Origin of the sequence: Pseudomonas sp. MOIL14HWK12:I1, from assembly GCF_000510705.1 — a bacterium.
In the GTDB taxonomy this organism is placed as follows: domain Bacteria; phylum Pseudomonadota; class Gammaproteobacteria; order Pseudomonadales; family Pseudomonadaceae; genus Chryseomonas; species Chryseomonas oryzihabitans.
Genome location: NZ_KI783309.1, coordinates 104,669 through 127,971 on the forward strand (window position 1 = coordinate 104,669; position 23,303 = coordinate 127,971).

The 23,303-nt window shown below is 66.0% G+C and carries 22 protein-coding genes; 6 read left to right on the top strand and 16 right to left on the bottom strand.

Translation table 11 applies throughout. The features are described from left to right. Positions 1 to 138 precede the first annotated feature (138 nt). Both PSEK12I1_RS0121600 and mdoH read left to right on the top strand, forming a co-directional pair. A complete protein-coding gene (locus PSEK12I1_RS0121600) occupies positions 139 to 1,659 on the top strand; it encodes a glucan biosynthesis protein G (protein WP_371099754.1) in 1,521 nt (506 codons plus the stop codon). After that, complete coding sequence (mdoH, locus tag PSEK12I1_RS0121605) at positions 1,652 to 4,249, top strand: glucans biosynthesis glucosyltransferase MdoH (protein ID WP_027602896.1); 2,598 nt, start codon at positions 1,652 to 1,654, stop codon at positions 4,247 to 4,249. The genes PSEK12I1_RS0121600 and mdoH overlap by 8 nt, the downstream gene beginning before the upstream one ends. An 85-nt stretch (positions 4,250 to 4,334) precedes the next feature. Here the strand turns inward: mdoH and PSEK12I1_RS0121610 are convergent, their stop codons facing one another. The 9 genes from PSEK12I1_RS0121610 to ubiE all read right to left on the bottom strand — a co-directional run bounded on the left by PSEK12I1_RS0121610 (position 4,335) and on the right by ubiE (position 10,358). Continuing rightward, a complete protein-coding gene (locus tag PSEK12I1_RS0121610) occupies positions 4,335 to 5,045 on the bottom strand; it encodes a 16S rRNA (uracil(1498)-N(3))-methyltransferase (RefSeq protein WP_027602897.1) in 711 nt (236 codons plus the stop codon). Then, positions 5,042 to 5,839, bottom strand: a complete 798-nt coding sequence (gene tatC / locus PSEK12I1_RS0121615; protein ID WP_027602898.1) for a twin-arginine translocase subunit TatC — start codon at positions 5,837 to 5,839, stop codon at positions 5,042 to 5,044. Before tatC ends, PSEK12I1_RS0121610 begins: the two co-directional genes overlap by 4 nt. Continuing rightward, positions 5,836 to 6,192: a Sec-independent protein translocase protein TatB gene (gene tatB / locus PSEK12I1_RS0121620; protein ID WP_007161604.1), complete on the bottom strand. Its 357-nt coding sequence runs from the start codon at positions 6,190 to 6,192 to the stop codon at positions 5,836 to 5,838. Before tatB ends, tatC begins: the two co-directional genes overlap by 4 nt. A gap of 9 nt (positions 6,193 to 6,201) precedes the next feature. Then, positions 6,202 to 6,468, bottom strand: coding sequence for a twin-arginine translocase TatA/TatE family subunit (locus PSEK12I1_RS0121625; protein WP_007161605.1), 267 nt, complete (start codon positions 6,466 to 6,468; stop codon positions 6,202 to 6,204). A 27-nt stretch (positions 6,469 to 6,495) separates the two neighbouring features. Further along, on the bottom strand, positions 6,496 to 6,828 hold the full coding sequence (locus tag PSEK12I1_RS0121630; RefSeq protein ID WP_007161606.1) for a phosphoribosyl-ATP diphosphatase: 333 nt from the start codon (positions 6,826 to 6,828) through the stop codon (positions 6,496 to 6,498). Continuing rightward, entirely contained in the window at positions 6,821 to 7,222 is a 402-nt protein-coding gene (gene hisI / locus PSEK12I1_RS0121635; RefSeq protein ID WP_027602899.1) for a phosphoribosyl-AMP cyclohydrolase, read from the bottom strand. Before hisI ends, PSEK12I1_RS0121630 begins: the two co-directional genes overlap by 8 nt. Positions 7,223 to 7,357: 135 nt before the next feature. Then, positions 7,358 to 8,956: a ubiquinone biosynthesis regulatory protein kinase UbiB gene (gene ubiB, locus PSEK12I1_RS0121640; protein WP_007161608.1), complete on the bottom strand. Its 1,599-nt coding sequence runs from the start codon at positions 8,954 to 8,956 to the stop codon at positions 7,358 to 7,360. Next, positions 8,953 to 9,588 (bottom strand): SCP2 domain-containing protein, encoded by a 636-nt coding sequence (locus PSEK12I1_RS0121645; RefSeq protein ID WP_007161609.1) that lies wholly within the window; start codon positions 9,586 to 9,588, stop codon positions 8,953 to 8,955. Before PSEK12I1_RS0121645 ends, ubiB begins: the two co-directional genes overlap by 4 nt. Next, complete coding sequence (gene ubiE, locus PSEK12I1_RS0121650) at positions 9,588 to 10,358, bottom strand: bifunctional demethylmenaquinone methyltransferase/2-methoxy-6-polyprenyl-1,4-benzoquinol methylase UbiE (protein WP_007161610.1); 771 nt, start codon at positions 10,356 to 10,358, stop codon at positions 9,588 to 9,590. Before ubiE ends, PSEK12I1_RS0121645 begins: the two co-directional genes overlap by 1 nt. A gap of 150 nt (positions 10,359 to 10,508) precedes the next feature. Between ubiE and PSEK12I1_RS0121655 the strand changes: the two genes are divergently transcribed. Continuing rightward, a complete protein-coding gene (locus tag PSEK12I1_RS0121655) occupies positions 10,509 to 10,787 on the top strand; it encodes a polyhydroxyalkanoic acid system family protein (RefSeq protein ID WP_027598922.1) in 279 nt (92 codons plus the stop codon). Positions 10,788 to 10,793: 6 nt separating this feature from the next. Here the strand turns inward: PSEK12I1_RS0121655 and PSEK12I1_RS0121660 are convergent, their stop codons facing one another. From PSEK12I1_RS0121660 to PSEK12I1_RS0121685, 6 genes are all read right to left on the bottom strand, one after another. Then, positions 10,794 to 11,165 carry a gamma-butyrobetaine hydroxylase-like domain-containing protein gene (locus PSEK12I1_RS0121660; protein ID WP_007161612.1) on the bottom strand — a complete coding sequence of 124 codons (372 nt, stop codon included), beginning with the start codon at positions 11,163 to 11,165 and terminating at the stop codon, positions 10,794 to 10,796. Between the two features lie 144 nt (positions 11,166 to 11,309). After that, positions 11,310 to 12,659, bottom strand: coding sequence for an ATP-dependent protease ATPase subunit HslU (gene hslU / locus PSEK12I1_RS0121665; protein WP_027602901.1), 1,350 nt, complete (start codon positions 12,657 to 12,659; stop codon positions 11,310 to 11,312). Between the two features lie 19 nt (positions 12,660 to 12,678). Beyond that, positions 12,679 to 13,212, bottom strand: a complete 534-nt coding sequence (gene hslV / locus PSEK12I1_RS0121670) for an ATP-dependent protease subunit HslV (protein ID WP_007161614.1) — start codon at positions 13,210 to 13,212, stop codon at positions 12,679 to 12,681. Positions 13,213 to 13,313: 101 nt separating this feature from the next. After that, a complete protein-coding gene (locus PSEK12I1_RS0121675) occupies positions 13,314 to 14,054 on the bottom strand; it encodes an SPOR domain-containing protein (RefSeq protein WP_007161615.1) in 741 nt (246 codons plus the stop codon). Positions 14,055 to 14,072: 18 nt separating this feature from the next. Beyond that, positions 14,073 to 15,830, bottom strand: a complete 1,758-nt coding sequence (gene argS, locus PSEK12I1_RS0121680) for an arginine--tRNA ligase (RefSeq protein WP_027602902.1) — start codon at positions 15,828 to 15,830, stop codon at positions 14,073 to 14,075. A gap of 96 nt (positions 15,831 to 15,926) precedes the next feature. Beyond that, positions 15,927 to 18,140 carry a primosomal protein N' gene (locus PSEK12I1_RS0121685; RefSeq protein ID WP_027602903.1) on the bottom strand — a complete coding sequence of 738 codons (2,214 nt, stop codon included), beginning with the start codon at positions 18,138 to 18,140 and terminating at the stop codon, positions 15,927 to 15,929. A gap of 157 nt (positions 18,141 to 18,297) precedes the next feature. Here PSEK12I1_RS0121685 and rpmE point away from each other — a divergent pair, with 157 nt between their 5' ends. The 3 genes from rpmE (at position 18,298) to PSEK12I1_RS0121700 (ending at position 20,715) form a co-directional block, all read left to right on the top strand. Next, entirely contained in the window at positions 18,298 to 18,513 is a 216-nt protein-coding gene (rpmE, locus tag PSEK12I1_RS0121690; RefSeq protein WP_007161618.1) for a 50S ribosomal protein L31, read from the top strand. Continuing rightward, positions 18,513 to 19,334, top strand: coding sequence for a thermonuclease family protein (locus PSEK12I1_RS0121695; RefSeq protein ID WP_037007298.1), 822 nt, complete (start codon positions 18,513 to 18,515; stop codon positions 19,332 to 19,334). The genes rpmE and PSEK12I1_RS0121695 overlap by 1 nt, the downstream gene beginning before the upstream one ends. A 112-nt stretch (positions 19,335 to 19,446) precedes the next feature. Continuing rightward, positions 19,447 to 20,715, top strand: coding sequence for a malic enzyme-like NAD(P)-binding protein (locus PSEK12I1_RS0121700; protein ID WP_027598917.1), 1,269 nt, complete (start codon positions 19,447 to 19,449; stop codon positions 20,713 to 20,715). Positions 20,716 to 20,769: 54 nt separating this feature from the next. Here the strand turns inward: PSEK12I1_RS0121700 and PSEK12I1_RS0121705 are convergent, their stop codons facing one another. Continuing rightward, positions 20,770 to 23,190, bottom strand: coding sequence for a penicillin-binding protein 1A (locus PSEK12I1_RS0121705; RefSeq protein ID WP_027602905.1), 2,421 nt, complete (start codon positions 23,188 to 23,190; stop codon positions 20,770 to 20,772). Positions 23,191 to 23,303 lie beyond the last annotated feature (113 nt).

Here is a 23,303-nt window from a genome sequence, read left to right on the forward strand (position 1 = left end):
GAATCATTGACCCCTGCGGGAGTCGGACCTCTGCCTATCCGTTTCGCGACCACCCGTCGCCAAACGTATTCGTACGCTGATTTAGGAGGCTGCGTGTTATCTCATTCCAAAGTTAAGCCGGGCAAGCAGGGCTTCGCCCTGATCGGGCTCTCCGTCGCTCTGGGTCTGTTCAGTGCCCAGGTCCTGGCCTTCAGCCTGGACGACGTGGCCGCCAAGGCCAAAGAACTCTCCGGCCAGAAATTCGTCGCGCCCAAGAGCAACCTGCCCGCATCCTTCAGCGGCATGAAGTATGCCGACTATCAGCAGATCACCTTCAATCAGGACAAGGCCTACTGGAAGGATGCCAAGACGCCCTTCCGCCTGAATTTCTATCACGAGGGCATGCACTACAGCGTGCCGGTGAAGATCAACGAGGTCACCGCCAACAATGTCGAAGAGATCAAATACGATCCCTCGATGTTCAACTTCGGCAACTTGCAGGTCGACCAGGCCCAGCTCAAGGATCTCGGCTTCGCCGGATTCAAGGTGCTCTATCCGCTGAACAAGGCGGACAAGCATGACGAGCTGATGACCATGCTTGGCGCCAGCTATTTCCGCGTGATCGGCAAGAACCAGGTCTATGGCCTGTCCGCCCGTGGCCTGGCCATCGACACCGCGCTGCCGTCCGGCGAGGAATTCCCGCGCTTCACCGAATTCTGGGTCGAACAGCCCCAGTCGGATCGCCGCAACCTGGTGATCTATGCGCTGCTCGATTCGCCGCGCGCCACCGGTGCCTATCGCTTCGTGCTGACTCCCGGCAAGGACAGCACCGTCGACGTCGAAGCCAAGGTGTTCCTGCGCGACAACGTCAACAAGCTGGGTATCGCGCCGTTGACCAGCATGTACCTGTTCGGCCCCAACCAGCCGAGCGCCCAGGTCAACTATCGTCCGGCACTGCACGACTCCAACGGTCTGGCCATCCATGCCGGCAACGGCGAGTGGCTGTGGCGTCCGCTGAACAACCCGCGCCGCCTGTCGGTCAGCACCTACACCATCGAGAATCCGCGCGGTTTCGGTCTGCTGCAGCGTGGCCACGAGTTCTACAAGTACCAGGACCTGGACGAGCGCTACGACAAGCGTCCCAGCGGCTGGGTAGAGCCCAAGGGCGACTGGGGCAAGGGTCACGTCGAGCTGGTGGAAATCCCCACCCCGGACGAGACCAACGACAACATCGTAGCCTTCTGGACGCCGGACACCCTGCCGGAGAAGGGCCAGCCGATCGATGTCAGCTATCGCCTGCACTTCACCACCGACGAACCCAACCTGCACACCAAGGACTTGGCCTGGGTCTCCCAGACCCGTCTGTCCACCGGTGACGTGCGCCAGTCCAACCTGGTGCGCCAGACCGATGGCAGCCTGGCCTACATCATCGACTTCGAAGGTCCGAACCTCGATGACCTGCCCGAGGATTCGCAGGTCGGCTCCCAGGTCAGCCTGGATGCCAACGGTGAACTGGTCGAGAACTCTGTGCGCTACAACCCGGTTACCAAGGGCTATCGCCTGACCTTGAGACTCAAGGTCAAGGATCAGACCAAGCCGGTGGAAATGCGCGCCAACCTCGCCCAGGGTGACAAACCGCTCAGCGAAACCTGGACTTACCAGCTACCTGCCAATGAATAACACCACCCGCGATACCTCGGTCGCCGCTGCTGGCGACTACCTCGAACACCTGCCGTTGCCCGCCGGGCAACGGCAGGTGCTGGACCAGACGGCGGACGTCGAGTCGCTGCACCGGCAACTGGCCGGTGCCCGCGGCGAAGGCGCCCAGGGTGCCGAGGCGGTGATCGCCTCCACCGAAGCGCGTCTGGCCGCCGGTTGGGACGATACCCTGGAGGATGGCGAGCTGCTGGGCAGCGATGCCCAGGGTCGCGTCTTCATCAAGGCCACCCCGCCCATGACCCGCTCCATGATGGTGCCCGATCCCTGGCGCACCAATCCCGTGGCGCGGAGCTGGAAGCGGCTGCTCGGCCGCAAGGATCACAGCCGCTGGCAACCCGATCCCGAAGCCGATGCCCATGCGCACTGGCGCAAGGTCGGTTCCTTCCGGCGCTTCATCCTGCTGATCCTGATGCTGGTGCAGACCGGCATCGCCACCTGGTACATGAAGGCCGTGCTGCCCTATCAGGGCTGGGCGCTGGTCGATCTCGGCGAGGTCTACCGTCAGGGCTGGGGCGAGTCCATCCGCCAGGTACTGCCCTATGTGGTGCAGACCAGCATCCTGCTGCTCTTCGCCCTGCTGTTCTGCTGGGTGTCCGCCGGTTTCTGGACCGCCCTGATGGGCTTCTGGCAACTGCTCAGCGGCCGCGACAAGTACAGCATCTCGGCCAGTTCCACCGGCACCGAGCCGATCGATCCCCAGTCGCGTACCGCCCTGGTGATGCCCATCGCCAACGAAGACGTGCCACGGGTCTTCGCCGGTCTGCGCGCCACCTACGAGTCGGTCCGCGCCAGCGGCGAGCTGGAGCACTTCGACTTCTTCATCCTTAGCGACAGCAACGATCCGGACAAATGCGTAGCCGAAGAAAAGGCCTGGCTGGAGCTGTGCCGCGAGGTCGGTGGCTTCGGCCACATCTTCTATCGCCGTCGTCGTCGTCGGGTGAAGCGCAAGAGCGGCAACATCGACGACTTCTGCCGTCGCTGGGGCAGCCAGTACAAGTACATGGTGGTGCTCGACGCCGACAGCGTCATGAGCGGCGAATGCCTGGCCAGCCTGGTCCGGCTGATGGAAGCCAATCCGCGTGCCGGCATCATCCAGACCGCGCCCAAGGCGTCCGGCATGGACACCCTGTACGCGCGCCTGCAGCAGTTCGCCACCCGCGTGTACGGACCGCTGTTCACCGCCGGCCTGCACTTCTGGCAGCTGGGTGAATCCCACTACTGGGGCCACAACGCCATCATCCGGGTCAAGCCGTTCATCGACCACTGCGCCCTGGCACCGCTGCCGGGCACGGGTTCGTTCGCCGGTGCGATTCTCTCTCACGACTTCGTCGAAGCGGCGCTGATGCGGCGTTCCGGCTGGGGCGTGTGGATCGCCTACGACCTGCCGGGCAGCTACGAAGAACTGCCGCCCAACCTGCTGGACGAACTCAAGCGTGACCGTCGCTGGTGCCATGGCAACCTGATGAACTTCCGGCTGTTCCTGGTCAAGGGCATGCACCCGGTACACCGCGCGGTGTTCCTCACCGGGGTGATGTCCTACCTGTCGGCGCCGCTGTGGTTCCTCTTCCTGGTGCTGTCCACGGCGCTCTTGGCGATCCACAAGCTGCTGGAGCCCCAGTACTTCTTCCAGCCCCGCCAGCTGTTCCCGGTCTGGCCCCAGTGGCATCCGGAGCAGGCCATCGCGCTGTTCTCCACCACCCTGATCCTGCTGTTCCTGCCCAAGCTGCTCAGCGTGGTGCTGATCATCGCCAAGGGCGCCAAGGAATTCGGTGGCGGCCTGCGGCTGTTCCTTTCCATGATGCTGGAGATGCTCTTCTCGGTGCTGCTGGCACCGGTGAGGATGCTGTTTCACACGGTGTTCGTGACCGCCGCCTTCCTGGGCTGGTCGGTGCAGTGGAATTCGCCCCAGCGGGACGACAACGACACGCCCTGGAGCGAAGCCTTCCGCCGCCATGGTTCGCAGATGCTGCTCGGTCTGATCTGGACCGCCGGCGTGGCCTGGCTGGATCCGCGCTTCCTCTGGTGGCTGTCGCCCATCGTGGTGTCGCTGATCCTGTCGGCACCGGTGTCGGTGATTTCCAGCCGGACCAACCTGGGTCTGGGCAGTCGCCGCCATCACCTGTTCCTGATCCCGGAAGAGTACGCACCGCCGCGCGAGCTGGTGGCGACCGACGAGTACCTGCACCTGAACAACCGCAACGCCCTGACCAGGGGCTTCCTGCGCGCCACCGTCGATCCGGTGCTCAATGCCCTGGCCATCGGCATGGCCCGCGGTCGCCACGGCAAGGTGGTGGAGCCGGCACGCCGGCTGCGCGAGGAGCGGGTGGCCCGGGTCCTGGCCGCCGGTCCCGAGAAGACCAAGGGCGACGACCAGTGGCGTCTGCTAAGCGATCCGGACGGCATGGCGCAACTGCACCTGCAGGTCTGGAAGGCCGAAGAGCACCGCAACTGGCGGGAAGCCTACGCCACCCTGCGGCCGCGCTCCCACAGCGACTCGGCCGCGGATGCCGCAGCCAGTCCGGCCAGCCTGACCCCGCGGCCCGCCTCCTGAGGCGGCGCTCCGCGCATTGAAAAAGCCCCGGTGTCGCGAGACGCCGGGGCTTTTTCTTGTCCGTGATCGGACTAAGACAGGCGGGCTAGAACAGGCGGGCGAGGAGGGCGGGTACGGCGTTCTCGACGCGCAGGATGCGCTCACCGAGCTGTACGGGCGCCAGACCCGCTTCCTGCAGCTTTTCGACCTCATAGGGTATCCAGCCACCCTCGGGACCGATCGCCAGCGTCACGGGCTCGCTGAGGGCGCGAGGACAGGCTGGGTAGTTGCCCGGATGACCGACCAGGCCGCGGGTGCCGGCGACGAGCGCGGGCAGGCGATCCTCGACGAAGGGCTTGAATCGCTTTTCGATCAGCACCTCCGGCAGCACCGTGTCCCGGGCCTGCTCCAGCCCCAGGCGCAATTGCTCCTCGATAGCCGCGGGCTCCAGGAACGGGGTCTGCCAGAAGCTCTTTTCCACCCGGTAGCTGTTCAGCAGCACCAGGCGCGCGACGCCCATGGCGGACACCGTCTGCAGTACCCGGCGCAGCATCTTGGGACGGGGCAGGGCCAGCAGCAGAGTGAGCGGCAGCTTGGCCGGCGGTGGCTGGTCGAGGGTGACGGTCAGGCAGGCCTGGCCGGCGTCGAGGGACTCGATCTGGCCGGTACCCATCAGGCCATCCAGGAGGCCGACGCGCATCCGGTCGCCGGCAGCCGCCTGGTGAACCTCGCGCAGATGGGCGAGACGGCGTGGATCGCGCAGCACGACCCGGTCAGCGGCCATGAAGTCGGCCGCTTCGAGCAGGATCAGATTCACGGACGTTCGGCGGGCGGTTGGGCTTCGGGGGCGGCGTCTTCGTCGCCCAGCGGGCGCTCGCGCTTCTGCACGAAGCGGCCAAATAGCAGGCCGATCTCGAACAGCAGCCACATGGGCACGGCCAGCATGGTCTGGGAGAAGACGTCCGGCGGGGTCAGGATCATGCCGACCACGAAACAGCCGATGATGACGTAGGGGCGGATCTTCTTCAGGTAGGCCACGTCGACCACGCCGATCCAGATCAGCAGCACGGTGGCCACCGGAATCTCGAAGGCGACGCCAAAGGCGAAGAACAGCGTCAGGATGAAATCCAGGTAGGCGTTCAGATCCGGCATCATCATGGCGCCTTCCGGCGTGATGCTGCTGAAGAAGTGGAAGATGATCGGGAACACCAGGAAGTAGGCGAAGGCCATGCCGGCGTAGAACAGCACGATGCTGGAGATCAGCAGCGGGATGGCGACCTTCTTCTCGTGACGATAGAGCCCGGGCGCGACGAACCCCCAGACCTGGTGCAGGATCACCGGCATGGCGATGAACAGCGACACCACCAGCGTCAGCTTGAAGGGCGCGAGGAACGGCGAGGTGACGTCCGTGGAGATCATGGTCGCGCCCTCGGGAAGGACGCGGCGGATCGGCTCAGAGGCGAAGGCATAGATCTTCTGGGCGAAGTAGAACAGCCCGAGAAAGATCAGAAAGGTCGCCAGCACGCATCGGAGGATGCGGGTGCGCAATTCGGTGAGGTGCGAGACCAGGGGCATTTCCTGGTCATCGTGTTCGGAAGGCTTGTCGCTCATGGTGCTCTTGGCGGCGTCTGGGGCGGATCCTGCGGGCGTTCGGCAACCACGTCCTGGGGCATGGGCGGAGCAACGGCGGCCGGTGGGGTCTGAGCTTCCGGGGTGGAAGCGGCAGGCTTGGGCCGGTTGTCGCGCTGTTCCATGGACAGGATATGCTCGTTGCGCAGCTGCTGGCGAATTTCGTCAGCGCCGATCTCGCGCTCCACTTCCTGGCGGATGCTGTTGAAGCTGCGCCTCAGGCGACCGATCCACAGACCCGCGGTGCGCGCGGCACCGGGCAGGCGTTCCGGGCCCAGCACCAGCAGGGCGACGAACCCCACCAGCATCATTTCGGGAAAGCTGATTCCGAACATGGCGGGGCCTTAGTCCTTGCGCACCACCGGCTCTTCGACCTTGCGGTGCTCGGCATCGAAGGTCTGGGGACGATTCAGGGGCGCATTCGGGTTGGCCGTGCTGGCGGTGGGCGCCGGCTGTTCGGCCTTGTCGTCCTCGTCGGTGTGCATGGCCTTGCGGAAGCCCTTGATGGCCTCGCCCACGTCGGAGCCCAGATGCTTCAGGCGTTTGGTGCCAAAGACGATCACCACGACGAGCAGGATGACGATCCAGTGTTTCCAGTCGAAGATACCCATGGTCTTTCCTCGTTGCGAAGCTTGGGGTCAGGATTGAGTGCGGGCGGCCTTTTCGGCGTGCCCGGAGAGGCCGAAACGACGATCCAGCTCGTCCAGCACGGCCTGGGGATGCTGGCCCAGGGCCGAGAGCATGATCAGGCTGTGGAACCAGAGGTCGGCGGTCTCGTAGATGACGTCGTCGTATTGCTGGCTGATGGCGGCGTCCTTGGCGGCGAGAATGGTCTCGACGCTTTCTTCGCCGACCTTTTCCAGGATCTTGTTCAGACCCTTGTGGTAGAGGCTGGCCACATAGGAGGAGTCCGGGGCGGCCTGCTTGCGTTCTTCCAGCACCTGCGCCAGGCGCGCGAGGGTGTCAGTCATGGCCGTGCCCTCCGGCATAGATGGCACTGGGGTCCTTGACCACCGGATCGACGGTCTCCCACTGGCCTTCGCGCAACACGCGATAGAAGCAGCTTTCCCGGCCGGTATGGCAGGCGATGCCACCGAGCTGTTCCACCTGCAGCACCACCACGTCGGCATCGCAATCCAGGCGCAGCTCGAGGACGCGCTGCACGTGCCCGGATTCCTCGCCCTTGCGCCACAGCCGGTTGCGCGAACGCGACCAGTAGACGGCGCGGCCTTCGGTGGCGGTCAGGGCCAGGGATTCGCGGTTCATCCAGGCCATCATCAGGATGCGCCCCGAGGTGGGGTCCTGGGCGATGGCCGGTACCAGGCCATCGCTGTTCCAGTGGATCTCGTCTAACCAGTCGCTCATCGGTCTGTTCAGTACTACGAATTTAGGGTACCAGCCTCGCACAAGACGCGGCTCGAATACAGCGGCAGGGCACCAGTGGCTGAGGGCGTGTATTTCGCCCGATAAAAATGACAGGACGGTTACAGCTTAAGGAGTTCAGCGCCTGATCACCAGAACCAGGCCGCCGACCAGCATGGCCCAGGCCGGCCAGGCATGGGGCTGGGGTTCGAGACCCAGCTGGGCGGCGCCCACCAGCAGCACCGCGCCTATGACGCGCACGATCCAGTCGTCGCGGCGATCCCCCCAGGGATTGGGCGGGTCCTTGCGGTGGGGCTGAGTGATGCGTTCCAGGGTGTCGCGGGCCATCTGCGCCAGATGCGGGATCTGCTCCAGTTGCTGCTGGATGTTGCGGGCGACCTGGGGCGGACTCAGCCGCTTGCGCATCCACTTTTCCAAATAGGGCTTGGCGGTGGACCAGAGGTCCAGGTCCGGATAGAGCTGGCGGCCCAGGCCTTCGATGTTGAGCAGGGTCTTCTGCAGCAGCACCAGCTGCGGCTGGATTTCCATGTTGAAGCGGCGTGCCACCTGGAACAGCCGCAGCAGCAGCTGGCCGAAGGAGATGTCCTTGAGCGGCTTCTCGAAGATGGGTTCGCAGACGGTGCGGATGGCCGCTTCCAGTTCGTTGACCTGGGTGTTGGCCGGCACCCAGCCGGAGTCGATGTGCAGCTGGGCGACCTTGCGGTAGTCGCGCTGGAAGAAGGCCCAGAGGTTGCGCGCCAGGTAGTCCTGGTCCTCGGGGGTCAGGCTGCCGATGATGCCGCAGTCCACGGCGATGTAGAGCGGATCCCACGGCTTAGCGGTGCTGACGAAGATGTTGCCCGGGTGCATGTCGGCATGGAAGAAGCTGTCGCGGAACACCTGGGTGAAGAAGATCTCCACGCCGCGCTCGGCCAGCAGCTTGAAGTCGGTGCCCTGGTCGCGCAGCGCGGCCAGGTCGGTCACCGGGATGCCGTAGATGCGCTCCATGACCAGCACCCGCTCGCGGCACCAGTCCCAATACACCTGGGGCACATAGAGGCGCTCGGAGCCGTCGAAATTGCGTCTGAGTTGGCTGGAGTTGGCGGCTTCGCGCAGGAGGTCCAGTTCGTCGTAGATGGTCTTCTCGTAGTCGCTGACCACGTCCATCGGGTGCAGGCGGCGGGCTTCGGCGGACAGCCGCTCGGCCATGCGCGCCAGCAGGAACAGCCAGGCGATGTCCTGGCTGATGATGCCCTTCAGGCCGGGCCGTACCACCTTGACCACCACCTCTTCGCCGGTACGCAGCTGGGCGGCATGCACCTGGGCCACCGAGGCCGAGGCCAGCGGCTGGTGGTCGAAACGGGCGAAGGCCTGCTTGATGGGGACGCCGAGTTGCGACTCGATGAGCGCCACGGCCTTTTCCGGTGGAAAGGGCGGGACCTTGTCCTGCAGGAACATCAGTTCGTCGGCGATATCCTCGGGCATGAGGTCGCGACGGGTGGAGAGGATCTGGCCGAACTTGACGAACACCGGGCCCAGGCCTTCCAGCGCCAGGCGCAGGCGGGCGCCGCGCGGCAGGGTCTTGCTCGGCCGCGGCAGCCAGCGCCAGGGCAGCACATAGCGGGTGGCGCGCAGGTACCAGGGCAGCGGCAGGGCGTAGACGATGTCGTCCAGCCGATAGCGGATCACCACGAAGAAGATCCGCAACAGGCGGTTGAGGGCAGCGAACAGCTTCATTCGTCGGGGTTATCCCTGGCGTTGCGGGCGGCGCCCAGGCGGGCGAGACGGGCGTCGAGACGATCCACGTCCAGGCGCAGGGCATCGATCTCGGCGAAGCGGGCCTCGCCTTCCAGGCGGCCGACCAGCTGACGACTCTCTTCGTTCAGCCAGTTGGACAGCGTCAGCTGCAGACTGTCACGACTCTGTTCGCCAAGGGCCTGGCCACGCCGGGCCAGATCGCCGAGCAGCGCCGCGGGCAGCGGGCCGAGCCAGCGACTGACCTCGTGCTGCCAGTCCAGCTCCAGCTTCTGCAGGATATCGGACAGCTCGATCAGCAGGGTGCTGTCGCCTTCCAGGCGGACGTCCGGCTGGTGCAGCACCCGCTGCTTGTCGCGGGCCAGGGCCAGCTCGGCCAGGCGCGTCGCCGGGGCGCTCAGGGTGCAGTCGATGTCGCCCTCGTGATGGGCGGCGAAGTGCAGGCCGTCACCCGCGGGCAGGATGTAGAGGCGCAACGCCGGTTGCCGGGTCTGGACCGCGATCACCCGGCCGGTCAGGCCGGCCAGTCGCGGCAGCGCCACTGGATCCAGCGCCAACAGCGGATTCAGGCCACGCTCCAGCGCGGCCAGCAACGCCTGGGTGACGAGGGCCATCAGGGCTTGATGCCGCGGTGCAGGGCGACCACGCCGCCGGTCATGTTGTGGAAGGTCACCCGGGCGAAGCCGGTTTCTTCCATCATGGCCTTGAGGGTCTGCTGGTCGGGGTGCATGCGGATGGATTCGGCCAGGTAGCGATAGCTGTCGGCGTCACCGGCCACCAGCTTGCCCATCAGCGGCAGGAAGCCGAAGGAGTAGGCGTCATAGGCCTTGGACACCAGCGGATTGGTGGGCTTGGAGAATTCCAGCACCAGCAGCCGGCCGCCGGGCTTGAGCACGCGCAGCATGGAGGCCAGCGCCTGGTCCTTGTGGGTGACGTTGCGCAGACCGAAGGCGATGGTGATGCAGTCGAAGTGGTTGTCGGGGAAGGGCAGCTTCTCGGCATCGGCCTGGACGAAGCGCACGTTGCTGGCGACGCCTTCGTCGAGCAGGCGGTCGCGTCCGACCCTGAGCATGGAATCGTTGATGTCGGCCAGGACCACCTCGCCGGTGGGGCCGACCAGGCGGGCGAACTGCTTGGTCAGGTCGCCGGTACCGCCGGCGATGTCCAGCACCCGGTTGCCGCGGCGCACGCCGGAGAGTTCGATGGTGAATCTCTTCCACAGCCGGTGGATGCCCGCCGACATCAGGTCGTTCATCACATCGTACTTGGCCGCGACCGAATGGAAGACTTCCGCGACCTTGTAAGCCTTCTGGCTCTCCGGAACGCTCTGGTAGCCGAAGTGGGTCTGGGATTCGGCCTCGGGGCCTTTGCGCGGATCGCTCATGGGGCTACACCTGGGACAGGGACAAGAGGGCATTCTAGCAGGGGGATCGCCCGGCTTGCCTGGCTAAAACCTGGCTGACCGCTCGGTTCTCGCGATTGGCGAGGTGCCGGGCCCTCGCTATAGTCAGGGCCCCTTATCCGGAGTTCCCCGATGTCCCAGATCACCATCGAACGCAGCCATTCGCTCGGCCTGGAAAGCGTTCGCCAAAAGACCGACCAGCTGGCGGAAAAACTCACGCGCGACTATGGGGTGGCCTGCGCCTGGGAAGGCGATACCCTGAAGTTCACGCGCAGCGGCGTGGATGGGCGGATCGAGGTCGGTGAGGACCGGGTGCGGGTGCTGGCGACCCTGGGCATGATGTTCTCGATGCTCAGTGGCCAGATCGAAAAGGAAATCGAGCGCAAGCTGGACAAGGCCCTGGCGGCCTGAGTCCGCTCAGAGCATCAGCTTGACCGCGCTGACATGCGGGTCCCGCGTCTTGCCGGCGCGGGCCAGTTGTTCCAGGTAGTCGGCCCAGAGCGCGTCGCGGCGACTGCCCAGTTCATAGAGATAGTCCCAGCTGAACAGGCCGCTGTCGTGGCCGTCGTCGAAGGTCAGCTTGATGGCGTAGCGCCCGGCCGGTTCGACGGCGCTGATGCCGACCTGCTGCTTGCCCCACTGCAATACCGGATTGCCGTGTCCCTGAACCTCGGCCGAGGGCGAATGCACGCGCAGGAATTCGGCGGGCAGCTCGAAGGTTTCCGCGCCATAGCTGACGCTGAGGGTCTTCGAAGCCTTGTGGAGCTGGATGGCGGTGGGAGTACGCATGGTGAGGTTCTCTGAGCGGTTTTGCAGTCTTTGCCTGAGGCCATCGCGGCCATGGCGGTCCGCCGATGCGGCCGCTCCTACAGGGTTCGATGTCTCCTGTAGGAGCGGCCGATGGCCGCGATCACGAATGCACCAAACCTACCGTTACAGTATATAGCGCGACAGGTCTTCGTCCTGGGCCAGTTCGCCCAGGTGGCCGTTCACATAGGCCGCGTCGATGACGATGGGCTCGCCATTCTGCTGGCCGGCGAGGTCGGCGGCGCTGAAGGACACCTCTTCCAGCAGGCGCTCCAGCAGGGTGTGCAGGCGCCGGGCACCGATGTTCTCGGTCTTCTCGTTGACCTGCCAGGCGATCTCGGCGATGCGGGTGATGCCGTCGGCGGCGAAGTCCACGTGCAGCCCCTCGGTCTTGAGCAGCTCGCGATACTGCTCGGTGAGCGAGGCGTGCGGCTCGGTGAGGATGCGCTCGAAGTCCTGCGGGGTCAGCGCCTTGAGTTCGACGCGGATCGGCAGGCGGCCCTGCAGTTCCGGCACCAGGTCGCTGGGCTTGGACAGGTGGAAGGCACCCGAGGCGATGAACAGGATGTGATCGGTCTTGACCATGCCCAGCTTGGTGTTGACGGTGCAGCCCTCGATCAGCGGCAGCAGGTCGCGCTGCACGCCTTCGCGGGAGACGTCGGCGCCGCTGGTGTTGCCGCGCTTGGCGACCTTGTCGATCTCGTCGATGAAGACGATGCCGTGCTGCTCGACGGCTTCCAGGGCGCGGCCCTTGAGTTCTTCTTCGTTGACCAGGCGGGCGGCTTCCTCGTCACGCACCAGCTTGAGCGCTTCCTTGACCTTGAGCTTGCGCTGCTTGGTCTTGCCCTTGTGCATGCCGGCGAAGAGATTCTGCAGCTGGCTGGTCATCTCCTCCATGCCGGGCGGGGTCATGATCTCGACGCCGGCAGGGGCATCGGCCACCTCGATGTCGATTTCCTTGTCGTCCAGCTGGCCTTCGCGCAGGCGCTTGCGGAACAGCTGGCGGGTGTTGCTATCGGTCGCCGCCGGCTGGGGTTCGTTGCTGAAGCCTACCGAGGGACGCGCCGGCGGCAGCAGGGCATCGAGGATGCGCTCTTCGGCGGCGTCTTCGGCGCGATGGCGGTTACGCACCATCTCCTGCTCGCGCAGCATCTTCACCGCGGCATCGGCGAGGTCACGGATGATGGACTCGACGTCGCGGCCGACATAGCCGACCTCGGTGAACTTGGTGGCTTCCACCTTGAGGAAGGGCGCATTGGCCAGCTTGGCCAGGCGGCGGGCGATTTCGGTCTTGCCCACACCCGTTGGGCCGATCATCAGGATGTTCTTGGGCGTGACCTCGGGGCGCAGCTCGACCGGCAGCTGCATGCGCCGCCAGCGGTTGCGCAGGGCGATGGCCACGGCGCGCTTGGCGTCGTCCTGGCCGATGATGTGGCGATTGAGTTCGTGGACGATCTCGCGGGGGGTCATGGACATGGGCAGTCTCTAAACCGGATCACGCCTGGGGCGCGTCCAGCTCCTCGATGGTCAGGTTGCGGTTGGTGAACACGCAGATGTCACCGGCGATATTCAGGGCGGTCTCGGCGATCTCGCGCGCACCCAGGTCGGTGTGCATGAGCAGGGCGCGGGCAGCGGCCTGGGCATAGGCGCCACCGGAACCCATGGCGATCAGGCCTTCTTCGGGCTCCACCACGTCGCCATTGCCGGTGATGATCAGGGAAGCGTCCTTGTTGGCGACCGCCAGCATGGCTTCCAGGCGGCGCAGGGCGCGGTCGGTGCGCCAGTCCTTGGCCAGCTCGACGGCGGCCCGGACCAGGTGGCCCTGGTGCTTCTCGAGTTGCGCCTCGAAGCGCTCGAAGAGGGTAAAGGCGTCGGCGGTACCGCCGGCGAAACCGGCCAGCACCTCGCCCCGGTACAGCCGCCGGACTTTCTTGGCGTTGCCTTTCATGACGGTATTGCCCAGGGAAACCTGGCCGTCGCCGCCGATCACGACCTTGCCGTTGCGGCGTACAGAAACGATGGTGGTCAAGGGAATCTCTCCGCGTTGCTTGGGGCAGTCAGCCCCGGTTACGCGGAGATATGGGGATGGCCGCGACGCCCTTCAAGCGCCGCGGCGAGGGATTGCTCCGATCAGTGACCGCGTCGCTGTTGCAGCAACAGATTCTTGAAGCCGCTGCCGGCGAGCTGTTTCTGCGCCTGGGTCAGCTGGTCGCGATCGCTGTAGGGACCGACCAGTACCCGGTACCAGGTGTCGTCCTTGACCTTGCCCGACTCTACCCGCACGTCCTGGCCAAGCATGATGATCTGGGCGCGGACCCGGTCGGCATCGGCCTGGGTGCGGAAGGACCCGGCCTGGAGGAAGAACAGCGTCACCGGCGGCTGGGCCTTGGTGGTGGCTTCCTTGGGCGGCGTGGCGGCCGGCTGGCCCGGTGTGGTCGCGGGCGTGGCCGGTGTCGCCGTGGCCGCCTGGCCGGGTTGCGCCGGGGTCGCGGCGGCATCCGGCTTGGCCGGGGTGGCCGGCTTGGCGGCCGGATTGCGCGGCACGGCATCCGGCGGCACGATCACCTCGGATTCCGGCAGCAGGGTATAGAAATCGTACTTGGGCTTGATCGGCGTGGGCGGCGTGCCCTCGGTCTTGCCGGCGGCGGTCGCGGCTGGCTTGCCGTTGCCCGCCGCGGCGGCCGGGCGACCCTCTTCCGGCTTGGCGCGCTGCACCGCCTTGTTGCCCGGTTCGAGCTTCATCAGGAACACCACGAAGGCCCCGATGGCCAGACCCGACGCGAGCCAGACCCAGCCGGGCAGGGGCTGTTTCTTGGGAGCCGAGGTGTTGCGACTGGCGCCGCGCTTGGGTGGGGCTTTCTTGGTGGCCATCAGGCGGTGATCCGTCTCTTACATGCGTTCCAGGGTGTGCAGACCAAGCAGTTCCAGACCCTGCTTGAGGGTGCGCCCGGTCAGGGCGGCCAGCCGCAGGCGGCTCTGGCGCAGGGCGGCGTCCTCGGCGGTCAGGATCGGGCAATTCTCGTAGAAGCTGGAGAACAGGCCGGCCAGGTCATAGAGGTAGCTGCACAGCAGGTGCGGGGTGCCCTTGTCGGCAACGCTGGCGAGGATCTCGCCGAATTGCGCCAGACGTCCGCCGAGGTCCTGCTCCTGGGGCGCGTCCAGGCGGATGCTGCCGGCGGGGTCGTTCTGCTCGGCCTTGCGCAGCACGCTGGCGACGCGGGTGTAGGCATACAGCAGATAGGGCGCGGTGTTGCCCTCGAAGCTGAGCATCTGTTCGAAGTTGAAGCTGTAGTCGCTGGTACGGTGCTTGGACAGGTCGGCGTACTTGACCGAGGCGATGCCCACCACGCGGCCGATGTGGCGCAATTCGTCCTCGCTGAAGGGCGCCTCGCCACGCTCGGCGCGACCGGCATTGCGCTCCTTGACCAGCTGGTAGGCACGTTCCTCGGCTTCGTCGAGCAGGTCGACCAGCTTGACGGTGCCACCGTCGCGGGTCTTGAACGGACGGCCGTCGGCGCCGTTCATGGTGCCGAAGCCCATGTGCTCGAGGTCCATGGCCGCATCGACGAAACCGGCGCGGCGCGCCACCTCAAAGGCCATCTGGAAGTGCAGGGCCTGGCGCTGATCGACGAAGTAGAGCGCGCGATCGGCGTGCAGCTGGCGGCTGCGATAGCGCATGGCGGCCAGGTCGGTGGTGGAATAGAGATAGCCACCGCCGGCCTTCTGTACGATCACCGGCAGCGGATTGCCCTCGGCGTTCTTGAATTCGTCGAGGAAGACGCAACGGGCGCCGTCGCTCTCGGTGAGCAGACCGGCGGCGTCCAGATCGGCCACCACTTGCGCCAGATCGTCGTTGTAGGCGCTCTCGCCCTTGACGTCGGCCGGGGTCAGCTTGACGTTGAGGCGATCGTAGACCTCCTGGCAGTGGGACAGGGAGACGGCATTGAATCGCTCCCAGAGCCGCAGGCAGTGGGCATCGCCCGCCTGCAGCGCCACCACCAGTTCGCGGGCGCGAGCGGCGAATTCCGGCGAGGCGTCGAAGCGGCCCTTGGCGGCGCGATAGAACACCTCGAGATCGGCCAGCTCGCCTTCGGCGGCCTGGGGCTGCTCTTCCATGTAGGCCAGCAGCATGCCGAACTGGGTACCCCAGTCACCCACGTGGTTCTGGCGGATCACCTCGTCGCCGAGGAATTCCAGCACCCGCGCCACGGCATCACCAATGATGGTGGATCTCAGGTGACCGACGTGCATCTCCTTGGCCAGGTTCGGCGAGGAGAGGTCCACCACCACGCGCTGACGCGGCTCGTGGCTGGGCACGCCCAGGTGCGGATCGGCGAAGGCCGCATCCAGCCGCGCGGCCAGTTGCGCATGATTCTGGAAGAAGTTGAGAAAGCCGGGGCCGGCGATCTCCACCTTGCTCACCGCCGGATCGGCGGGCAGGGCGGCCAGCAGCTTCTCGGCCAGGTCACGGGGCTTGGCCCGAGCCGGTTTGGACAGCAGCAGGGCGACGTTGCTGGCGAAATCGCCGTGGCTCTTGTCCTTGGTGTTCTCGACCTGGATGGCCGGGGCCACGTCGGCCGGCAGGGTGCCGTCGGCGATCAGGCGGTCGAGGGCGTGCTGGATGAGCTGGCGGATGCTGTCTTTCATGGTCTTTGGCCTTCGGCGTGCGCCGAGCGCGCACTGCGATGAAAACCCGGCATTATCCGTGGCGAGCCCGGCCTTGCCAATGGTAAGCCTATGCCACTAGAAGAGATCGATGGGATCCACATCCAGCGACCAGCGCACCTGGCGGGCTTCGGGCAGGCTTTCCAGCTGGACGACCCAGATGCCCAGCAGCCGGTGCAGGGGCGCGCGACTGCTGCTCTGCAGCAGCAACTGGGCCCGATGGCGACCGGCGCGTCTTTCCATTGGCGCCGGTACCGGACCAAGCAACTCCACCTGGGGCAGGGCGAGATTGACCGCCAGGCCCTCGGCGACGTGATAGGCCGCCTCGAGAAAATTCTCCACCTGATCCTGGCGATGGGCATCGGCACGCAGCAGCGCCAGATAGGCGAAGGGCGGCAGGCCGGCGGCGCGGCGCTCCTGCAGGGCCTGGCGGGCAAAGGCCGGATAGCCTTCCTCGGCCAGCTGCACCATGAGCGGATGATCGGCCAGATGGGTCTGGATCAGCACCTGGCCCGGTTCCTCGGCGCGCCCGGCGCGGCCGGCCACCTGGACGATCTGCTGGGCCATGCGCTCGCTGGCGCGGAAGTCGGCGGAAAACAGCCCGCTGTCGGCGTCCAGCACGGCGACCAGGGTCACCTTGGGAAAGTGGTGGCCCTTGGCGAGCATCTGGGTGCCGACCAGGATGCAGGGCGCGCCGCTGTGGATGGTTCTCAGCAGCTTGCCCAGGGCGTCCTTGCGCGCCGTGGTGTCGCGGTCGATGCGCAGCACCGGGACGTCCGGGAACAGCAGCTGCAGGCGTTCCTCGGCGCGTTCGGTGCCGGCACCCACCGGACGCAGGTCGAGCTTGCCGCAGGAGGGGCAGTGGCGCGGGGGCGTCTGGCGCTGATCGCAATGGTGGCAGCGCAACTCGCCGGAGCCGCGGTGATAGGTCATGCGGGCATCGCAGCGCGGGCACTGGGCCAGCCAGCCGCAATCGTGGCAGAGCAGGGTAGGGGCGAAGCCGCGGCGATTGAGGAACACCAGCACCTGCTGGCCGCGTTCCAGGGTCGCGCCCATGGCCTTGAGCAGCGGTTGGGACAGGCCGCTGTCCAGGGGGCGACTGCGCACGTCCAGGCGCTCGAAGCGCGGCGGCTGGGCGCCACCTGCGCGGAGCGACAGAGGCAGATGGGCGTAACGGCCCTGCTCGGCGTTGTGCAGGCTTTCCAGCGAGGGCGTGGCCGAACCCAGCACCACCGGCAGATTCTCGAAGCGCGCGCGGACCACCGCCAGGTCGCGGGCGTGGTACCTCAGGCCTTCCTGCTGTTTATAGGAGGCGTCGTGTTCTTCGTCGACGATGATCAGCCCGGGGTGCTTGAGCGGGGTGAACAGCGCCGAGCGGGTGCCCACCACGATGTCCAGTTCGCCATCGCGGGCGGCCAGCCAGATGTCCATGCGCTCGCGATCGGTCAGCGCCGAATGCAGCAGGGCGATGCGCGCATTGAAGCGCTGTTCGAACCGACCCAGGGTCTGGGGCCCCAGGTTGATCTCGGGGATCAGCAGCAGGGCCTGACGTCCCGCTTCCAGGGTGGCGCGGATCAGCTGCAGATAGACCTCGGTCTTGCCGCTGCCGGTCACCCCTTCCAGCAGATAACAGTGGAAGCCGCTGCCGGCGCGGACCGCTTCGTAGGCCAGGCGCTGCTCGCCGTTGAGCGGCAGCTCGGCCTGGGCGAGCCAGGCGCCCTGGTGCCGATGCGGCTGGTGATAGCGGGTCTCCACCTTGACCAGGCCCTTGGCCTGCAGGAGATCGAGGCTGTCCTTGACCAGGCCGAGCTGGCCGAGCAATTCGTGCAGTACGCCATGGGGATGCTGGCGCAGGGTCTTGAGCGCCTCGCGCTGGCGCGGCGCCCGGGCCAGGCGTGGATCTTCCGGGCGGGCTTCGGGTTGGGCGATCCAGAAGCGCTGCAGCCGTCGCTCCGCCGGTTCTCCCTGACGCAAAAGGGCAGGAAGTGCCCAGCTCAGGGTGTCACCTAGGCTGTGCTGATAGTACTGGGCGGACCACTGGCAGAGTTCGAACAGCGCACTTGGCAGCGGCGGGCGCTCGTCGAGCAGTTGCAGCGCCTTGCGCAGCTTGTCCGGCGGCACCTCGGTCTCCTGGGCGACCTCGATCAGGACCCCGATCACCTCGCGGCGGCCAAAGGGCACCCGCAGCCGCACGCCCGGGCGCAACTGCTCCTCGACCGCTCCCTTGGGCGGCAGATAGTCGAACAGGCGGCGCAGCGGGGAGGGCAGCGCCAGGCGCAGGATCAGGGGCACGGCAGGGCTCGCAGGAGGAAAGCCCGATGGTAGCAGACGGGCGGTTTGGGGGCTGCTTGCACCTCTTAGCTGCTCTGGTATGATTTGCAGCCCAAATCTGTGCGGTATCCGGCAATGGCGCCGGGTGGCGGCACAGCTAGACCCCGAGGATAGCCCCATGAAAGCTGATATCCATCCGCAGTACGATGCCATCGAAGCCACCTGCAGCTGCGGCAATGTCATCAAGACCCGCTCGACCCTGAGCAAGAACATTCACCTGGACGTCTGCTCCGAATGCCACCCGTTCTACACCGGCAAGCAGAAGGTCCTGGACGCTGGCGGCCGTATCGACCGCTTCAAGCAGCGCTTCGGCGTGTTCGGCAGCAGCAAGTAATGCGCTGCCGTCGACCATCTCCGCATGGTTCGACACTGAAGAAGGCGTCCCTCTGGGGCGCCTTTTTCGTTTGTGGCGTGACCGGCGCGCCCGCGGCCCTGGCGGCGTGCCCGCTGCTGCCTGGTGGCCAGGAGGTGATGGTCCGGCAGGTGGTGGATGGCGATACCCTGCGCCTGGTCGACGGCCGCTCGGTCCGGCTGATCGGCGTCAATGCGCCCGAGCTGGGCAAGTCCGGCGGTACCGCCCAGCCCTATGCCGAGGCGGCGCGCCGGCGCCTGCAGGAACTGGTCGCGGCTAGCGACGAGCGCCTGCGGCTGGTGCCGGGTAGCGAGGCGACCGACCATTACGGCCGCACCCTGGCGCATCTCTATGATCGCGAGGGCGACAATCTGGAAGCCCGGTTGATCGCCGAGGGTCTCGGCTATGCCGTCGCCATCGCGCCCAATATCCGGCTGGCCGATTGTCAGGCCGCCGCGCAAAGCCAGGCGCGCCGGGCGCGTCTCGGGGTCTGGAAGCAGGCGCCGACTCCCGCCACCCGGATCGCGGAAGGCGGTTTCGCCGTGGTGCAGGGGCGTCTGCTGGACGTCGAACGCAATCGCGGCGGCCTCTGGCTGCAGTTCGAAGGCGATCTGGTGGTCCATGTCCCCGAGCGCTTCGTCGAGGCCTTCGACGGCGTGCCGCTGCATCAATGGGTCGGCCGCCAGCTCGAGGCGCGGGGCTGGATTTCCGATCGCAGCCGGCGCCAGGAAGCGGGGCGCGCCCGCTGGCAGATGACCTTGAGCGATCCGCACATGCTGGGTTTGCAGGTTGAATCGTTTTAGCCGAAAGTCGTATTGCGATTGATTTCAGGCATATGGCCGATTGCTTGTGGCACCTTGAGTCTTTGCGTATTCTCGCCCGACCCAAGACCCACACCACGCGGATATACCAATAATGTCTGATCTCAAAACCGCTGCCCTCGAGTACCACGCCCAGCCGCGCCCCGGCAAACTCAGCGTCGAGCTGACCAAGCCCACTGCGACCGCCCGCGACCTGTCCCTGGCCTACAGCCCCGGCGTCGCCGAACCGGTCCGCGAGATCGGTCGCGATCCCGAACTGGCCTACCGTTACACCGGCAAGGGCAACCTGGTCGCCGTGATCTCCGACGGTACCGCCATCCTCGGCCTGGGCAACCTCGGCCCGCTGGCCTCCAAGCCGGTGATGGAAGGCAAGGGTGTGCTGTTCAAGCGCTTCGCCGGTGTGGACGTCTTCGACATCGAGGTGGACGCCGAGAGCCCCCAGGCCTTCATCGACACCGTCAAGCGCATCTCCATCACCTTCGGTGGCATCAACCTGGAAGACATCAAGGCGCCCGAGTGCTTCGAGATCGAGCGCGCCCTGATCGAGCAGTGCGACATCCCGGTGTTCCACGATGACCAGCACGGCACCGCCATCGTCACCGCCGCCGGCATGCTCAACGCCCTGGAAATCGCCGGCAAGCGCCTGGAAGACGCCAAGATCGTCTGCCTGGGTGCCGGTGCCGCCGCCATCTCCTGCATGCGCCTCCTGGCCAGCATGGGCGCCAAGGTCGAGAACATCTACATGATCGACCGTCAGGGCGTGGTCCACAGCGGCCGCAACGACCTGAACCAGTACAAGGCGGCCTTCGCCACCGAGACCAGCAAGCGCACCCTGGACGATGCCCTCGAGGGTGCCGACGTCTTCGTCGGTCTGTCCGGCCCGAATCTGCTGTCGGCCGAAGGCCTCAAGCGCATGGCGGCCAACCCCATCGTCTTCGCCTGCTCCAACCCGGATCCGGAAATCACCCCCGAGCTGGCCCACGCCACCCGCGACGACGTGATCATGGCCACCGGTCGTTCCGACTACCCGAACCAGGTCAACAACGTCCTCGGCTTCCCCTTCATCTTCCGCGGTGCCCTGGACGTCCGCGCCCGGGTCATCAACGAAGAGATGAAGATCGCCGCCGCCCTGGCCCTGCGTGACCTGGCCAAGCTGCCGGTGCCCAAGGAAGTCTGCGAAGCCTACAAGGTCGACAGCCTGAGCTTCGGCCGCGAGTACATCATTCCCAAGCCGATGGATGCGCGCCTGATCACCCTGGTATCCGATGCCGTGGCCAAGGCCGCCATCGAGACCGGCGTGGCCACGCTGCCCTATCCGGCGAACTATCCGCTGAAGTCGGTGGATGACGTCTTCGCCAAGTAAGGCCTGAAGGAATAAAAAAACCCCGCCGCGGCGGGGTTTTTTATTGGCTGGAGATCAGAAGATGTCCATGGGCACGGTCTCGCTGGAGGGCAGCGGCGTGCCGGGCGCCACGCCAGGCGGCAGCTCGTCCAGACTCGGCGGGGTGTCCTCGCTCTTGAACAGCTCGAAGTAGGCGTTGGGCGTGCCGGGCGGCGCGGCGCGACCGGTGGTCGGATCGACGCGGATGGAAACGATGCCTTCCGGTTCCTTGAGCTGATGCGGCGGCTTATCCTTGAGCGCCGCGCCCATGTAGCTCATCCAGATCGGCAGGGCCACGGTGCCGCCGAATTCCTGGCGACCCAGGGTCTCGGGTTGATCGAAGCCGGCCCAGACCGTGGTCACGTAGTCGCCGTTGTAGCCGGAGAACCAGGTGTCCTTGGATTCGTTGGTGGTACCGGTCTTGCCGGCCAGGTCGTTGCGACCCAGTTCCAGCGCCTTGCGCCCAGTGCCGCGCTTGATCACGTCCTGCAGCATGCTGTTCATGATGAAGGCGTTGCGCGGGTCGATGACCTGGGGCGCGAACACCGGCGGCGGATTGGCCGGATCGGCCGCGGCGGTGTCGGCCGCCGGCGTGACCTCGACGCCCGGGGCAGCCTTGGCCTGCGCCTGCTGGGGCACCCGCGGCGCGGCAGTGCGATAGACCACCTTGCCGTCGCGATCGGTCACGTGATCGACCACGTAGGGGGTCACCTTGTAACCCTCGTTGGCGAACACCGACCAGCCGGTGGCGACTTCCAGCGGCGTCAGGCCCGGGGTGCCGAGAGCGAGGGACAGGTTGCGCGGCAACTGGTCGCGCTCGAAGCCGAAGCGACTGACGTAGTCCAGCGCATAGTCGATGCCGATGGCCTGCAGCACCCGGATGGACACCAGGTTGCGCGAGCGATACAGCGCCTCGCGCAGGCGGATGGGGCCGAGGAAGGTGTTGTTGTCGTTCTTTGGTCGCCAGGCTTCGTCGGGATTCTCGTCCATGAAGACGATGGGCGCATCGTTGACCAGGCTGGCGGCGGTGAAGCCCTTTTCCAGGGCCGCGCTATAGATGAACGGCTTGAAGCTGGAGCCGGGCTGGCGGCGGGCCTGGGTCGCGCGGTTGTAGTTGCTCTGCTCGAAGGAGAAACCGCCGATCAGGGCGCGGATGGCGCCATCCTGGGGGTCGAGGGAGACCAGGGCGCTCTGCGCCTTGGGGATCTGCGAGAACTTCAGGCTGCCATCGTCCTGGCGCTGCACCCGGATCAGGTCGCCGACCTTGACCACGTCGGCCGGACCGTTCGGCCGCGGCCCCAGGCTGTTGGCGCTGAGGTAGGGGCGGGCCCACTTCATCGAATCCCAGGAGACTGCCTCTTCCTTGCCCTCGCGGGTCAGGACCAGGATGCCGCTCTTTTCCACCTGGGTGACGATGGCCGGATCCTGGCCGCCGACGATGCGCTGCTTCTGGATCAGTGCGGTCCACTCGGCCCGGCTGCGGTTGGGCCACTGGGCCTCGGGTCCGCGGTAGCCATGGCGGCGGTCGTAGTCGGTCAGGCCGTCGCGCACGGCCTCGAAGGCGTCTGTCTGCAGCCGGCTGTCGATGGTGGTATAGACCTGGTAGCCATCGGTATAGGCGTCACCGCCATAGCGGCCGACCATTTCCGCCCGCGCCATCTCGGCGATGTAGGGGGCGTTGAGCTCGGGAATGGCGACATGGTGATAGGCCTCGAGCGGCTCGGCGATGCCGGCCTGGTAGGCCGCCTGATCGATATAACCGAGCTTGAACATGCGTTCGAGAATCCAATTGCGTCTTTCCAGGCTACGCTCAGGATTAGCGACCGGGTTGTAACGCGACGGCGCCTTGGGCAGACCAGCGATCATCGCCATCTGGGCAACGGTCAGGTCCTTGATGGACTTGCCATAGTAGACCTGGGCGGCGGCCTCGATACCGTAGGCGCGGTTGCCCAGGTAGATCTTGTTGACGTAGAGCTCGAGGATCTCGTCCTTGGTCAGTTGGCGCTCGATTTGCAGCGCCAGGAGGATCTCGGTGAATTTGCGCGAGAAGCTGCGTTCGCTGGTCAGGAAGTAGTTCTTGGCGACCTGCATGGTGATGGTGCTGCCGCCGGTCTGGATGTGTCCGGTCTTGACCAGCTGGCTCACCGCTCGCGCCAGGCTTTTCACATCCACGCCATAGTGATTGGCGAAGTTGTCATCCTCGGCGGAGAGCAGGGCATGGATGAAATCGGGCGGTATCTCGTTGAACCGCAGCGGCGAGCGGCGCATTTCACCGAATTCGGCGATGAGTTTGCCGTCCGCGCTGTACACCCGCAGAGGTATCTGCAGTTGCACGTTTCGCAGGGCGTCGATGGAGGGCAGGCTGGGGCTGAGGTAGAGGAAGGCACCGCTGAGACCCAGCAAAAGGCTGCAGACCAGGGCGACCAACGACCACCAGAAAAATTTCAGAACACGCATCAAGAGACTTTTCGAATGGAAAGAAGGAAAGGGCGACAGGTGAGGGTCAGCCTACACGGCGTCGCCATTATAGGCGCGTTTGGCGGTTGGCCGCTATTTGCTCGGGTGTCAAG